The organism is Pantoea sp. X-Soil-TKNS-1279 (assembly GCF_059730565.1).
The window spans coordinates 3278237-3291862 of the sequence record NZ_AP035948.1 but is presented as its reverse complement, the minus strand read 5'-3'; the positions used below and the strand labels follow the sequence as shown (position 1 = coordinate 3291862).

The window sequence follows — 13626 nt, the reverse complement described above, 5'->3', positions numbered from 1 at the left end:
GATTGCGCGATGAATCCACCCGTCGCGGCGCGATGAATCGCGCCGCGACGGAAATTTATGCACTTAACTGTTCAACTATCCGCCCCTGAGCCATACGCACCGCACGATCGCACATATGGTCGATGACATCGGGATCGTGGCTTACCAGCACCATCGTCAGTCCATCATCGCGCTTCAGCTCGTTCAGCAGGTTAAGGATTTCTGCCTGGACCGACATGTCCAGCGCCGACGTCGGCTCATCCAGTAACAGGATCTTCGGCTGCAACAGCAGGGCGCGCACGATCGCCACGCGCTGGCGCTGACCACCGGACAACTGATGTGGATAGCGATCCGCCAATGCCGGATCAAGACCGACATGGCGAAAGCCCTCGTTAATACGATCATCGATATGGTCGTATTTCAGCATCTTCAGCGGCTCGGCCAGGGTGCGACGCAGCCGGTGGCGTGGATGCAGCGAAGCATAGGGGTCCTGAAACACCATCTGCACATCGCGGCGGAGTTGGCCGGTAAAGGGCTTACCGGGCTGCACGCGGGTGCCTGCCAGTGCCATGCTGCCGGACCAGTGGGGATTCAGACCGGCAATCACCCACAGCAACGATGATTTGCCGCAGCCAGAAGGGCCAACCAGGCCAAAACACTCGCCAGCCTTCACGTTAAGGGTGACGTCATGCACCACGGTACGCAGCTCGTAGCCCTGCTTATGGGAGACGCTCAGGTTGGATAACTCAATCATGCTTCTGCTCCAGGGCGGCACGATCCAGCACCGGCAGTGCTGTACCATGAGTGGCTTTGCTCGGGCGGCAGGCCCACAACGTGCGGGTATAAGGATGGCTGGCGTGGGACAACTCCGCCGCTGGCAGCGTATCCAGCAGGCGGCCTTTGTACATCACCATCACCCGTTCGCAGTGTTCCGACACCTGTTGCAGATCGTGGCTGATCAGCAGTAGCCCCATATTGCGTTGTTCCACCAGACGGCGAATCAGCGCCAGCACCTGATCGCGCATTGCATGATCGAGCGCAGAGGTCGGTTCATCAGCGATCAGCAGTTCGGGATCGGTGATCAGCGCAATCGCCAGCATCACGCGCTGCCCCATACCACCGGAGAGCTGGTGGGGATAACGCTTCATCAGCTGGCGCGGATCGGGCAGGCCCACCGCATCCAGCATCTCGCACACCTTCTCTTTGCGCTCGGCGCGGCTCAGACGATGGTGCAACACCAGCGGTTCCTCCACCTGCCAGCCAATGGTGCGCGTGGGATTGAGGGCATATTTCGGGTCCTGCATCACCATCGCCACCTTGCTACCGCGCAGTCGGCTCCAGTCACGCTCACGCATCTGCAACGCATCTTCTCCAACCACCTGCAAACGTTCGGCCTGCAAATGCAGCGACGGCGACAGCAGGCCCATCAGGGTGCGGGCGGTGAGGGATTTACCCGAGCCGGATTCGCCGACCAGCGCCACGCGTTCGCGGCCCAGCTGCAAGTGAATGTTGTCGACCAGCAGGGCATCGTCACTACGGATCGTCAGTCCCTGCGCATCAATTAACAGATTATTTGGCATGACGGGTATCCAGTTGATCGCGCAGGCCATCGCCTGTCAGGTTAAATGCCAGGCTGGCAAGTAAAATAGCCCCGCCAGGCGCAGCGGCGACCCACCATTGGTCGAAAATCACTTTACTGCCTTCGGCCACCATCGAACCCCATTCGGCGGTCGGCGGTTGCACGCCCATACCAAGGAAGCCCAAACCGGCAGCGGAAAGAATGATGCCACCGAGACTCAGTGCAGCACGCACCACGGCGGTGGGCAGGCAGAGGGGCAGAATATGACCAAACATCAGACGCAGGCCGGTAATGCCCTGCATACGCGCTGCGGCGAGGTAATCACTGCGGCGCAGTGCCAGAGTCTCAGCACGCGCCTGACGGGCAAATGGCGGCCAACTGGTGAGCGCCAGCGCCAATGCGCCATTCATCAGGCCGGGGCCAAGCATGGCGACAAACGCCAGTGCGATCACCAGGTTAGGCAGCGAGAGAAAGATGTCGGTAATGCGCATCAAAACGCGTTCAGTCCAGCCGCCAACGTAACCGGCGGTGATACCGACCAGCAGACCCACCGGAATGGTTAGCACCAAAATCAGCGTCACCAGCATCAGCGTTGGGCGCGTACCGTAAATCACGCGCGACAGCAGGTCACGGCCAAAACCATCGGTGCCAAACCAGTGGGCGGCCGAAGGGGGCAGCAGACGCATACCGATGGTTTGCACATTGGGATCGTCAGGGGCGAGCCACGGGGCAAAGATCGCCATCACCAGCAGAATTCCCACCAGCGTTAAACCGATGCTGAGGGAGGTGATGCGGCGACGGCTGCGGCGCGGGCGTAACGTTTCCAGTTCAGAGAGTTGTTGAGTCATCGGGTTCTCGGATCGGTTAACCAGGTCAGGGCGTCGGCCACGGCGTTGAGCAGGATAAAGCAGCTGCCAATCAGCAAGGTGGCGCCGAGAATCGCCGGAACATCGGCGGAGAACAAGGCATTGGTCATATAACGCCCAACACCAGGCCAGGCAAAAACGGTTTCCGTCAGCACCGAACCTTCCAGCAAGGTGGCGTATGAGAGGGCGATAACGGTAATCAGCGTGCCCAGCACGTTAGGAAAGATATGGCGCAGCAGAATACGTGTGCGGCCAGCACCTTTGGCGCGCGCCAGGATGACGTACTCCTTGCTGCTCTCTTCCAGCAGCGCGGCACGCAACAGGCGCGTAATCCCTGCCATCGCCAGCAGCCCGAGGATCACCACCGGCAGCCAGATATGGGCAATGGCGTTGCGGAACATCTCAGGATCGCCCGACAGCCAGCTGTCGATCAGCACGAAGCCGGTTTTTGGCTCCAGCGTATAAATCCAGATGTCGTCTAACTGTCCTGGTCCGGCAGACCAGTGCAGCACGGCATAAAACAGCAGCAGGCCCAGCAAGCCGAGCCAGAACACCGGCACCGAGTAGCCAAGCAGTGAAATAAAACGTGCCACGTTGTCGATGATGCTGCCCGGTTTCCATGCAGCCAGCAATGCCAGCGCCACGCCGAACACGGCGGCAAAAATCATCGAACAGGTTGCCAGCTCAATGGTGGCCGGGAAGGTGCGCATCAGGTCGGCACTTACCGGCTGATTGGTCAGGTGGGACAGCCCAAGATTACCCTGTGCCAGATGCCTGATATAACGCCAGAACTGCACCAGCACCGGTTGATCGAGACCGAGATCGTGCCGCACCTGGGCATAGGTGGCTTCACTGGCGTGATCGCCCGCGATCTGTTGTACCGGATCGACCGGCGACAGATGCGACAGCATAAAGGTAAAGGCCAGCAGGCCGATCAGCGTCACCAGCAACGACAGCAGGCTGGTGAGCAATCGGCTGGTGCGTTGCCAGAGTGGCCGGGCGAACCCGGCCTGTGGGGCTGACGCCGCCATTACTTGGTGACCTGTGAGTAATACACCATATCCGGGTTGATCCCCTGCACATAGCCTTTCAGGTTATCGCGTAACGCAATCAGGTTACGTGCCTGCAAGCCGATGACATACGGTGAGTTCTTCAACACTTCACGCTGCATTGCCTGGTACAGCTCAACACGTTTGTTGTTGTCGCTCTCGGCGGTGGCCGCCAGCGTTTGCTTGCTCAGCTCCGGGATATGCCAGTCGGAACGGTAAGCGATGGTTTTGCTGCCATCTTCCGGGTTGTAAGCAAAAGAGGCGGCGTTGGTGTTGGGGTCGAAGTAGTCAGCACCCCAGGCATTCAGCGTGGCCTGGTACTGATGCGCCTTCACTTTGGTGGAGACTTCAGAGCTGAGGCCCGGTTGGACTTCAACTTTCACGCCACCTTTGGCAAAGCTGCCCTGCAACGCCTGAGCAATGTCGAGATACGGCGGCTGGTTGCTGGTGGAGAGGGTAAAGCTGACGTTGGTCAGACCGGCTTTCTTCAGAATCGCTTTGGCTTTTTCCGGATCGTAGCTGTACGGGGTATCGTTCAGCGCGCCAAGGAAACCTTTCGGCAGGAAGGTCTGGTGCACTTCGAACTGACCTTTCAGCAGGTCGTTAGCGATACCTTTGTAGTCGAAAAGGTAACGTGCCGCTTCCCACAGGGCCGGGTTTTTCAGCACCGGATCGGAACCGACGTTGAACTGGATGTAGTAAAGCGAGGCCATCGGAATGGCTTCGGTTTTGACGCCCGCTTTGCCTTTCAGCGCGGCGATCTGGTCAGCGCCGAGGTTACGTGCGATATCCACATCACCCTGTTCCAGCAGCAGACGACGGGCGGCCGGTTCCGGCACGTTCTTGATCAGGATATTTTTCAGTTTTGGCGCCCCAGCCGGCGAGGTTGGGTTAGCCGTCAGCAGCACCACTTCATGCAGTACCACTTTGCGGATCTGATACGGACCGCTGCCTGCGGAGTTGGTCGCCAGCCAGCCATTACCGAAGTCGCCATTCTTTTCATGCGCCAGCGCGGTTTTCTCATCAACAATTGAAGAAACCGGTGCTGAGAGCAGGCTCAGCACGTAGGCCGGGCTGACGTTGGCGCTCCAGCTGATTTTGACGTGGTTATCGTCGACTTTGGTCAGGAAACTGTCGACGTTGTCTTTGTTCCAGCCCAGCTGGGTCAGGATAAAGGATGGATCGAGGTTCAGTTTCACTACGCGGCCCAGCGAGAAGATCACATCTTCCGGGCGCAGCGGGTTGCCGCTGGAGAATTTGGCATCTTTACGCAGTTCAAAGGTCAGGCTGCGATTGTCACTGCCTGGCTGCCACGAGGTGGCGAGTGTCGGTTGCAGTTCGGTCGGATTCTGCGGATTAGACTGGACCAATCGTTGATAAAGGTTAGTAAACGCCTGCACCGTGGTCAGCTCAAAACCTTTCGCCGGGTCAAAGCTGTCGGCATCGTCGGTAGATTGGGCAATCACCAGCGTATCTTTCGGGGTAGCGGCTTGGGTTGTGAATGCGGCTACCATCGATAACGCCAGCAGGGAGGGGATTATTTTTTTCATGTGATTTCCTTGCCTTATAAAAAAGTAACGCGAGTTTACGAAAGCGCTGCCATGAAGAATAGTCAATTATTGGCTATGCATATGCTTATCTGTTCTAAGACTAACGTTACGGTTATAAGGAGGTTAACGGTTTTGCGAAACCTTAACATTCGGCTGCGGCGTATCCGGTAATTTACAACGGAAATTAAACGGAAGCCGATGGCCGAATAATTAACTTTACAATACCCGACTCGAGAATATAATGGCCGCAACTTCAAACAGGAGAATTCAGTTGGACAGTCACCCTTATTTAACATTACACAAGGCAAGCTGACGCACGAATTCTTTTGTTGCTGCTTGCCGGAGTCGGCGGGCAGCAATCCTCTCTCATTTCTGACGATTGTTCCCTTTTATATGGATTTGTTACGGGCTAATGCTCGGGGGTTAACGTCATGCATATGATTTTACACGCACTTTTCCCTCCACCTCGGTGCGCACACTGATCTTCAGTGTGCTGAGTTTTACTGCGCCTGTCGTGTGCAGACCCACATTTTAAGTTCAGCTTCTTGCCTGTGAGGCAGGTGGGTTGTTTATTCTTTATTTCCGGGAGGATATATGAAAATTCCCGACAGATTATTTTTTTCTAAATAACCTTCAGCCGTTAATTTGCACCCCAATAATGCATGCCTGACATGCAGGGATATTTATCGCCGTAAAAAAGAGGAATGTCACGATGACTGACATGAAACTCAATAATGAAAAAAGTGTGCTGAATCTGGCACGTCCACCACGCCAGAAAACTCCTCGCTATCTGATTGAAGAAGAAGCGACTTACACCGCCAACGAAACCCTCGCGCGCATGCACAGCGATGCCGAGGGGCTGAGCCACAACGAAGCCGAAGCGCGCCTCGCGGTATTTGGCTACAACCAGGTGGCTCATGACAAAGCGCCACCGGCGTTGGTGCAACTGGTCCAGGCATTCAACAACCCGTTTATCTATGTCCTGATGGTACTGGCGTTGGTGAGTTTCGTTACCGATTTCTGGCTGCCCGCGCGTCGTGGGGAGGAGACTGACCTGACCGGTGTCATCATCATTGTAACGATGGTAACGCTCAGCGGTTTGCTGCGCTTCTGGCAGGAGTTTCGCACCAATAAAGCCGCCCAGGCATTGAAATCGATGGTTCGCACCACTGCCACGGTGCAGCGTCGTGAATCGGCACAGCAACCCGCCCGCAAACAGGAAGTGGATATCACCACGCTGGTGCCAGGGGACATTATCTGGCTGTCTGCCGGTGATTTGGTCCCGGCTGATGTGCGCCTGCTGGATTCACGCGATCTGTTTATCAGCCAGGCGATTCTGACTGGCGAATCTCTCCCGGTAGAAAAATATGATGTCACCGGCAATGTGACGAGTAAAAGCAGCAGCGAAAGCCAGCAGGGCGCATCTTTGCTGGAGTTAGGTAGCGTCTGTCTGATGGGCACCAATGTCTCCAGCGGCACCGCTAAAGCGGTGGTGGTGGCAACTGGCGAAGAAACCTATTTTGGCAGCCTGGCGAAATCCATTGTTGGCAACCGGACGCAAACTGCCTTTGACCGGGGTGTGAATAGCGTCAGTTGGTTATTGATTCGCTTTATGCTGGTGATGGTGCCGGTGGTGCTGCTGATCAATGGCCTGACCAAAGGCGACTGGCTGGATGCCACCCTGTTCGCACTGGCGGTGGCGGTGGGTCTGACGCCGGAAATGTTGCCGATGATTGTCAGCTCCAATCTGGCGAAAGGGGCCATCGCCATGTCGCGCCGCAAAGTGATTGTGAAGCGTCTGAACGCGATTCAGAACCTCGGAGCGATGGACATCCTGTGTACTGACAAAACCGGCACACTGACCCAGGACAACATCATTCTGGAGCATCATCTGGATTGCGCTGGTGTCGAGAACTCACGCGTCCTGATGCTGAGCTGGCTGAACAGCCATTATCAGAGCAGCACGCCCAACCTGATGGATCGCGCGATTCTGCGCTACGGTGAAACCCGCGTCAGCCATGCGGTGGCCGATTATTACAGCAAAGTGGATGAGCTGCCGTTTGATTTTGTCCGTCGCCGTGTCTCGGTGGTGGTGGGCGATCGTCGTCTCGGCCAGCAACTGTTGATCTGTAAAGGCGCGGTGGAAGAGATGTTGAGCATTTCCGTCGCTGAACGTGAAGGCAAACTGATCCAGCCACTTAATGAAACCCGCCGTGCGGAGCTACTGGCGCTGGCTCATCAGTACAACCAACAAGGATTCCGGGTCTTGCTGGTAGCCAGTCGTGTGCTGCCTGATCCGGGCTTACAACATGCGTTGAGCGTGGCAGATGAGCAGGGGCTGACGGTGGAAGGGTTGTTGACGTTCCTCGATCCGCCTAAAGAGAGCGCTGCGAAAGCCATCACCGCTCTTCAGGAGAATGGTGTCAGCGTGAAAGTGTTGACCGGGGATAATCCGGTGGTCACGGCGCGTATTTGCCAGCAGGTGGGCATCGACTGCGGCACCATTGTCACCGGCGATGATATCGCGGCAATGAACGATGAGCAGCTGGCAACAGTTGCTGCACGTAGCGCGGTGTTTGCCAAACTGACGCCGTTACAAAAATCGCGCATTTTGCGTGCCTTGCAGCAGCAGGATCATACCGTAGGCTTTCTCGGCGATGGTATCAATGATGCTCCGGCACTGCGCGATGCCGACGTTGGCATCTCGGTGGACAGTGCGGCAGATATCGCCAAGGAGTCTTCTGACATTATCCTGCTGGAAAAAGATTTGATGGTGTTGGAAGCGGGGGTGATGAAAGGACGGGAAACCTTCGGCAACATCATTAAGTACCTCAACATGACCGCCAGCTCTAACTTTGGCAACGTGTTCTCGGTATTGGTGGCGAGTGCGTTCATTCCATTCCTGCCAATGCTGGCGATTCATTTGTTGATTCAGAACCTGATGTATGACGTCTCGCAGCTGGCACTACCGTGGGACAAAATGGACCGCGAGTTTCTGCGTAAACCGCGTAAATGGGATGCGCGTAACATCAAACGTTTTATGTTGTGGATTGGGCCGACATCTTCGATCTTCGATATCACCACCTTTGCGGTGATGTGGTATGTGTTTGCCGCTAATTCTCCGGCCATGCAGTCGCTGTTTCAGTCCGGTTGGTTTGTCGAGGGATTGCTGTCGCAGACGCTGGTGGTACATATGCTGCGTACGCAAAAGATCCCGTTTATTCAGAGCCGCGCAGCGTTACCGGTGCTGCTGACGACGGCCTGTGTGATGGTAGCGGGGATATTGCTGCCGTTCTCACCGCTTGGTGCCACGGTGGGACTGGTCCCGTTGCCGTGGGCTTACTTCCCGTGGCTGGTTGCCACCTTGCTGGGTTACTGCCTGGTTGCCCAGGGAATGAAAACCCTCTACATCAAACGTTTTGGTCAGTGGTTCTAACCCCAGGGAGGCATGATGCGCAAACTGGATAAAGTGGTGTGCCATTGCCTGATCATCATGGTGATGATTGTGCTGTTAACCGTGGTGATTCGCTAACGAATTTAACCATTTGGGCTTTTTATCAAGCAGCGTTTCCGCGCGAAACGCTGCTTTTTTTGCTGCATATCGAGAAGGCTTGACACGATTTGGTTGTACGCCAGTACGATTAGCAGAGGTTTTGGCTGCATAGCCATGTCATTCAGCTCATGGTTGGGTTTTAGTGCTGTAATTTGTACGCCGTACGGTAATTTTGTTGTGTTTTGTTGTTCAATATTAGTGAATAAGTTTGTCAGTAGGGCGGGGTTATGTTTGTCTGAGTACCGCTCTACCATGCGCTCCAACATTTCCCTGTTAATTGGAGCAAACATGAAAAATATCCTTGTGAAAATGATGATGGCGGGTGCGCTGGTTGCAGTCAGTGCTTCTTCTCTGGCGGCGACGGAAGTGATAATGCCTGGTACGCAACAGGTGGTTGGACATATCAGCGCCAGCGGTGCCCGTAATCTGGATGAATTGGTGGCTGCACTGGGGCAGAAAGCTGACCTTGCCGGTGCGTCGGCATTTCATATCACTTCTGCCAATGGTAAGAACACCTTTTCAGGCACTGCCGAGCTATTGAAATAAGGTGAGCCAAATGTCAGGTGACGGAAAAAGGGCTGGGCGCGCCGGTGGTGAACAGATGCGTGATTCGATCTTGCATCATGCGGCGATGATTATCCGCCTGGAGGGACTGTATGCCTGTACTCACCGTGCGGTGGCTGAACAGTGCGCGATTTCACCAGGCACCGTCACCTATCATTTTAAAAACCTGGATGAACTGCATGCGGCGGTAATTGAACGGGCGGTGGAGAGCTTTACGCAGCAGACGCACGCGTGGTTTGGTGCAATGGAAGAAAACTCTGTCGCGCAGCAACTAACCCAATTTCTTTTCTGGACTCTGGATGAACGCGAAAGGCTAATTTGTGAGTACGCGTTATTTGTGGCGGCGGTATCACGTCCACGTCTGCGTCAGGCTGCTGCCGCATGGATTGCCAGCCACCAGCATATTTTACAGCAACATTTTGCACTGACTGCGCAGCAAGCCGAGGCGGTAGTCGCCTTTACCGACGCCTGGCTGTTACGTTCCATCATTCAGGAAGGAAAAAAACCGGATGCGGCGCTGGTGCAGCGTTTTTTCACCAGCATCCTGCAAAGTTAATCTTTGGCTTTATTCATCTGGCTGGTAATACTGTACGCCTATTTCAATGCGTTCACGGCCACTGGCCACGCGATGACGATTGGTATCGCGTAGCGAATAGATACAGCCGCAGTATTCCTGCTGATAAAAACGTTCGCGCTTGCTGATTTCAATCATACGTGCCGAGCCACCACCTTTGCGCCAGTTAAATTCCCAATACAACATGTCGGGATAGCGCGCTGCGGCTCGTACGCCACAATCGTTGATTTGCTGCATGTTTTTCCAGCGAGAGATGCCGAGGGAGCTGGTAATTACCGGGAAACCATGTTCATAAGCATACAGCGCTGTGCGTTCGAAACGCATATCAAAACACATGGTACAACGCACCCCACGCTCCGGTTCCCACTCCATACCGCGCGCGCGTTCAAACCAGTTGTCTTTGTCATAATCTGCATCAACAAAAGGTACGCCAAACTGTTCGGCGAAGCGGATATTCTCCTCTTTGCGCAGTTCGTACTCTTTCAGCGGATGAATGTTCGGATTGTAGAAAAAGATGGTGTAGTCGATACCGGAAGCCAGCATCGCTTCCATCACTTCACCTGAACAGGGCGCGCAGCAGGAGTGCAGCAGCACTTTGTTGTGACCATTTGGCAGGGGAAGAGGTTGGCGAGTGAAGGTGTCTGACATAAGAATGATTAATGGTTATGAATGGAAAACACCAGTGTAAGCGCTATGTCGTCGGGAAGCAAAATTGAGGATTATGGCAATAAAAAAGGCCGCATTCGCTGCGGCCTCTGTGAGCATTATTCGGTCACTTTTTTCTTCAGTTCGCTGGCACCTTCTTTGGTGCTGTTCCAGCCTTTTTGCGCACCTTCTTTGGTGGCATCCACACCTTTTTCCGTGGTTTCTTTGGTTTTATGCCAGGCTTTTTGCGTCCCTTCGCTGGCTTTGCTGCTCAGGCTGTCGCTCTTTCCTTCAGCGGCATGTTTGGACTTGAGTTTCAGCTCAGCGCCCTGATCCTGGGCCTGATGCAGTTTCTCTTTAGCCGTATTTGCGCCAGCCTGTGCATTGGCCACATCGTTATCTGTTGCGTGTGTGGTAGCGGCAAATGCCGACGAAGCCAGCAGAAATGTTGATAAAGCGATAATTGTCTTTTTCATGAATATTCCCTCATCAAAGTCATCATTGTTATGACTGTAGTTAACAATGGCACGCTCAATAACATCTGGCTTTAGGAATAAACTGTAAATGAATCATCGTGTTCTGGTGGGGCCTTGTTTTGAGCTCAGGTCCCGACCCGACAACAGCAACAAAGAGAGCGCACCCAATGACATCCCAAACCATAGCGTCACCAGACGAATGGAGATGGCAAGAGACATCGCCGTACCATCGCTGACACCATGCGCCACCAACTGAAAAACCAGTGCGGCCTCCATGACGCCAAGTCCGGCTGGTATCATACTTGCTGCGCCGAACAACGTTGCCTGCACAAAGATTAACACGCAGTCAGCGCTTGAAATGCCTGTTCCCAGGATCTGGCAGAACCAGGCAAAGACCAGAGCCTGCGTGCCATAAGCTACCATCGCGACAACCGAGAAAGCCGAAACTCTGGTGGGTTTCCACACTTGAGCCCAGGCTTCAAGCGTCGCTTGCCCACCTTTGATTGGCAACCATGTCACTGCACGACCCAGTCGGTTCCAGCCGGTACTGACCATAGGGTGTGAAAGGGCGTACGCAAAGACGCAACTTCCCAGCAGAATAGCAGCGAACGCCAACAGCCATACCCAAGCCAGCGACTGCCCTGCCATCATGGCGGCCAGCATACCCAGCAAAATCATCCCCAATACATCTGACCCTCGGTCAACAAGGAACGTGGCGAGGCTGTGCGTAACCTTCACGCCGTGCGGGACCAACAAAGCAGAACGAAATGTTTCGCCGGATTTCCCTGGTGTGGCCGTCAAGGCAAGCCCGGACATATAAATGCCGAGATGGGTAAATCTGGGGACGACATTATCGAGACAATGAAGAGAATACTCCCACCGTCCGAAGCGCCATAAATAAGAACTACTCGACAGAACGGCACTGATCACCAACGTCTGAAGTCCTAGCGCAGAGAATGCTTCTACCGTCGACTGCCACCCGGACCAGAAAACAGCCGCCAGATAAAGCATTACTCCAATAGTGACAAACCAGACAATGGCGCGAATGATGCGCCGCTCATGCAGCGCACCCTGGAGTCGAGTAAAGAACTTGTTCATCGAAAGGTTAAAAGCTTATGGCCAAAGTAGCTGGTCACCACCGGTACCAGCACACCGGCCAAATGGCCTATCGCTTCAGCATGATCCACGATACCAACCGATGGCAATAACCAGCGAGCCAGAAGCAGACTGATCGCCAATGTCTGAATAACGGCCAAAACGTTCACTGCCACAAACTTGTATACCTGTGGTGCGAGCGGGCCCTGACTTGCATTAAAAACATGCCCGCGCATCAGCAGAAAAGCCACCAGCATACCGACCAGGTAAGCAAAAAAAACCGCGAAGCCGTAGCCGACAAACATACTAAAGACGAATCGTGAACCAAAGTTAGCTGCGGCAGCGATTCCTCCAGCGACTAGAAATCGCAGGAATTGTGGCGAGATCATGGCTGAGGAGACTCCTTGTTTTCCGGGGTGGCCATCTTCGCCATTTGTCGGCCAAATCCGATACTTTCTGAAATGCCGCGATCTTCCGGGTAGTAGTAAGAGGTATCCGCCACCCACAGTCCCTGCACGGGTAAGGCGACTGGAGGCAATTTTTCCAGATATCCGGGATCGCAGATCGGCTGTGCGTAGCGATAACGGCTGGCACGCATGTCAATAAAATCATCATCAGTCAGCGACGGATTGATCTTCTTGAGATAGTTGCGCACTTTAGTCAGGAAAGCCTCATCAGACTCAGCATACAGGGGATGCTCGCCCGGCACATAGAACGGCACATACACGACATGTTGGTCGAGTGGACGCAGGTTCGTGTACTCCACCAGGCCTGGGATATCCATCTCCGGGTCATTGGTGTTCAACCAGAAGTTCTCTGTTACTGCTTTTCTGAGTTTGGCAATTACGCAGACCACCGCGATGTTCTTGGTGGCACTGAATTTAGCCAACAGATCTGAGGGTAAATCTGGCATAAGTTTAGAGACATAAGGCAGCGGAATGGTGCTGATCACCTTATCGAAGGATTCAAGCTGACCAGCTACTTGCACGCCAGCCACCTTGCCATTGTTGATGACTACCTTCTCGATAGGTGACTTCAGTCTTATCTCGCCACCATTGGCCTCGATGGCACTTTTCAGTGCGGTTAACAGCGTGGCTGAACCCCCTTCAAGGTAACCCAGTTTCTCACGGAACAAACTGTAACGGGAACGGCCAATACGACGGATACGGCTCCAAATCCAGGCTGCTGACAAACCTTGGGCATAGTCGTAGAACTTGTAGTCAAAAAGTCGGCGCCACAAAACTTCCCAGGCCTCTGCACCCACCCAGCGCTTGATCCAGCCACTTGCCTCCACATGATCCAGTGGACGCCAGTCGTCGCGTTTGGTCGACAGGAAAGCATGTAAGCCATAGCGGAATTTAGCCATCAGGCTTAAACCACGGAATTTGAGCAGGGCAACCGGGTTTCCCCAGGGCTGCAAACGTCCCTGATACCAGTAGCCCATCTTGGTTTCCGTCCACTTCATCTGATCGGCAATGCCTAATTCTTCAAGTACCTGCAAAAAGGCATGATCAGAGATGCAATGAAAGTGGTAGTAGCGTTCAATATCCAGACCACTAAAATCAAATGTCGCGGTCATGCCACCCACACGATCGTCTGCTTCAAAAAGCACGGGTTGATGACCATCAAGCGCTAACTGGTAGGCTACTGCTAAACCCATTGGACCCGCGCCCAACACCGCAATGCGTTGTCCCAT

At 54.3% G+C, this 13626-nt stretch carries 14 protein-coding genes; 3 read left to right on the top strand and 11 right to left on the bottom strand.

The window, feature by feature from the left end; all coding sequences use genetic code 11:
* Positions 1 to 55 precede the first annotated feature (55 nt).
* Genes AC6I8N_RS15400 through AC6I8N_RS15380 form a run of 5 tightly spaced genes read right to left on the bottom strand, consistent with a single transcriptional unit; the run spans position 56 to position 5023 of the window.
* Positions 56 to 733, bottom strand: a complete 678-nt coding sequence (locus AC6I8N_RS15400) for an ABC transporter ATP-binding protein (RefSeq protein ID WP_497829418.1) — start codon at positions 731 to 733, stop codon at positions 56 to 58.
* Complete coding sequence (locus tag AC6I8N_RS15395) at positions 726 to 1559, bottom strand: ABC transporter ATP-binding protein (protein WP_021184420.1); 834 nt, start codon at positions 1557 to 1559, stop codon at positions 726 to 728. The genes AC6I8N_RS15400 and AC6I8N_RS15395 overlap by 8 nt, the downstream gene beginning before the upstream one ends.
* On the bottom strand, positions 1549 to 2406 hold the full coding sequence (locus AC6I8N_RS15390) for an ABC transporter permease (protein WP_208723760.1): 858 nt from the start codon (positions 2404 to 2406) through the stop codon (positions 1549 to 1551). The genes AC6I8N_RS15395 and AC6I8N_RS15390 overlap by 11 nt, the downstream gene beginning before the upstream one ends.
* The gene (locus AC6I8N_RS15385) at positions 2403 to 3455 is read right to left on the bottom strand and encodes an ABC transporter permease (protein WP_497829417.1); all 1053 of its coding nucleotides are present in this window, start codon (positions 3453 to 3455) and stop codon (positions 2403 to 2405) included. The genes AC6I8N_RS15390 and AC6I8N_RS15385 overlap by 4 nt, the downstream gene beginning before the upstream one ends.
* A complete protein-coding gene (locus AC6I8N_RS15380) occupies positions 3455 to 5023 on the bottom strand; it encodes an ABC transporter substrate-binding protein (protein ID WP_021184417.1) in 1569 nt (522 codons plus the stop codon). The genes AC6I8N_RS15385 and AC6I8N_RS15380 overlap by 1 nt, the downstream gene beginning before the upstream one ends.
* A 712-nt stretch (positions 5024 to 5735) precedes the next feature.
* On the opposite strand from AC6I8N_RS15380, the gene mgtA reads away from it, so the two are divergent.
* On the top strand, positions 5736 to 8459 hold the full coding sequence (gene mgtA, locus AC6I8N_RS15375) for a magnesium-translocating P-type ATPase (RefSeq protein ID WP_497829416.1): 2724 nt from the start codon (positions 5736 to 5738) through the stop codon (positions 8457 to 8459).
* Positions 8460 to 8560: 101 nt separating this feature from the next.
* On the opposite strand, the gene AC6I8N_RS15370 is transcribed toward mgtA, so the two are convergent.
* Complete coding sequence (locus tag AC6I8N_RS15370) at positions 8561 to 8866, bottom strand: hypothetical protein (RefSeq protein ID WP_497829415.1); 306 nt, start codon at positions 8864 to 8866, stop codon at positions 8561 to 8563.
* Here AC6I8N_RS15370 and AC6I8N_RS15365 point away from each other — a divergent pair.
* Together AC6I8N_RS15365 and AC6I8N_RS15360 are read left to right on the top strand one after the other, a co-directional pair.
* On the top strand, positions 8865 to 9122 hold the full coding sequence (locus tag AC6I8N_RS15365) for a YdgH/BhsA/McbA family protein (RefSeq protein WP_021184414.1): 258 nt from the start codon (positions 8865 to 8867) through the stop codon (positions 9120 to 9122). The two genes, AC6I8N_RS15370 and AC6I8N_RS15365, sit on opposite strands and share 2 nt — an antisense overlap.
* Positions 9123 to 9177: 55 nt before the next feature.
* The gene (locus AC6I8N_RS15360) at positions 9178 to 9696 is read left to right on the top strand and encodes a TetR/AcrR family transcriptional regulator (protein WP_497829414.1); all 519 of its coding nucleotides are present in this window, start codon (positions 9178 to 9180) and stop codon (positions 9694 to 9696) included.
* A 9-nt stretch (positions 9697 to 9705) separates the two neighbouring features.
* Here AC6I8N_RS15360 and AC6I8N_RS15355 read toward each other — a convergent pair whose 3' ends face one another.
* The 5 genes from AC6I8N_RS15355 to AC6I8N_RS15335 all read right to left on the bottom strand — a co-directional run bounded on the left by AC6I8N_RS15355 (position 9706) and on the right by AC6I8N_RS15335 (position 13626).
* Positions 9706 to 10362: an epoxyqueuosine reductase QueH gene (locus AC6I8N_RS15355; RefSeq protein ID WP_036626493.1), complete on the bottom strand. Its 657-nt coding sequence runs from the start codon at positions 10360 to 10362 to the stop codon at positions 9706 to 9708.
* A gap of 116 nt (positions 10363 to 10478) precedes the next feature.
* Positions 10479 to 10835, bottom strand: coding sequence for a KPN_00521 family repetitive protein (locus AC6I8N_RS15350; RefSeq protein WP_021184411.1), 357 nt, complete (start codon positions 10833 to 10835; stop codon positions 10479 to 10481).
* Between the two features lie 93 nt (positions 10836 to 10928).
* Positions 10929 to 11933, bottom strand: coding sequence for a lysylphosphatidylglycerol synthase transmembrane domain-containing protein (locus tag AC6I8N_RS15345; protein ID WP_497829413.1), 1005 nt, complete (start codon positions 11931 to 11933; stop codon positions 10929 to 10931).
* Positions 11930 to 12319 carry a GtrA family protein gene (locus tag AC6I8N_RS15340; protein ID WP_036626490.1) on the bottom strand — a complete coding sequence of 130 codons (390 nt, stop codon included), beginning with the start codon at positions 12317 to 12319 and terminating at the stop codon, positions 11930 to 11932. Before AC6I8N_RS15340 ends, AC6I8N_RS15345 begins: the two co-directional genes overlap by 4 nt.
* Positions 12316 to 13626 carry an NAD(P)/FAD-dependent oxidoreductase gene (locus AC6I8N_RS15335; protein WP_021184408.1) on the bottom strand — a complete coding sequence of 437 codons (1311 nt, stop codon included), beginning with the start codon at positions 13624 to 13626 and terminating at the stop codon, positions 12316 to 12318. Before AC6I8N_RS15335 ends, AC6I8N_RS15340 begins: the two co-directional genes overlap by 4 nt.

Coding starts and splice junctions, on each gene's coding strand:
- AC6I8N_RS15400 (WP_497829418.1), bottom strand. CDS start 733: ATGATTGAGTTATCCAACCTGAGCGTCTCCCATAAGCAGGGCTACGAG.
- AC6I8N_RS15395 (WP_021184420.1), bottom strand. CDS start 1,559: ATGCCAAATAATCTGTTAATTGATGCGCAGGGACTGACGATCCGTAGT.
- AC6I8N_RS15390 (WP_208723760.1), bottom strand. CDS start 2,406: ATGACTCAACAACTCTCTGAACTGGAAACGTTACGCCCGCGCCGCAGC.
- AC6I8N_RS15385 (WP_497829417.1), bottom strand. CDS start 3,455: ATGGCGGCGTCAGCCCCACAGGCCGGGTTCGCCCGGCCACTCTGGCAA.
- AC6I8N_RS15380 (WP_021184417.1), bottom strand. CDS start 5,023: ATGAAAAAAATAATCCCCTCCCTGCTGGCGTTATCGATGGTAGCCGCA.
- mgtA (WP_497829416.1), top strand. CDS start 5,736: ATGACTGACATGAAACTCAATAATGAAAAAAGTGTGCTGAATCTGGCA.
- AC6I8N_RS15365 (WP_021184414.1), top strand. CDS start 8,865: ATGAAAAATATCCTTGTGAAAATGATGATGGCGGGTGCGCTGGTTGCA.
- AC6I8N_RS15370 (WP_497829415.1), bottom strand. CDS start 8,866: ATGTTTGCTCCAATTAACAGGGAAATGTTGGAGCGCATGGTAGAGCGG.
- AC6I8N_RS15360 (WP_497829414.1), top strand. CDS start 9,178: ATGCGTGATTCGATCTTGCATCATGCGGCGATGATTATCCGCCTGGAG.
- AC6I8N_RS15355 (WP_036626493.1), bottom strand. CDS start 10,362: ATGTCAGACACCTTCACTCGCCAACCTCTTCCCCTGCCAAATGGTCAC.
- AC6I8N_RS15350 (WP_021184411.1), bottom strand. CDS start 10,835: ATGAAAAAGACAATTATCGCTTTATCAACATTTCTGCTGGCTTCGTCG.
- AC6I8N_RS15345 (WP_497829413.1), bottom strand. CDS start 11,933: ATGAACAAGTTCTTTACTCGACTCCAGGGTGCGCTGCATGAGCGGCGC.
- AC6I8N_RS15340 (WP_036626490.1), bottom strand. CDS start 12,319: ATGATCTCGCCACAATTCCTGCGATTTCTAGTCGCTGGAGGAATCGCT.
- AC6I8N_RS15335 (WP_021184408.1), bottom strand. CDS start 13,626: ATGGGACAACGCATTGCGGTGTTGGGCGCGGGTCCAATGGGTTTAGCA.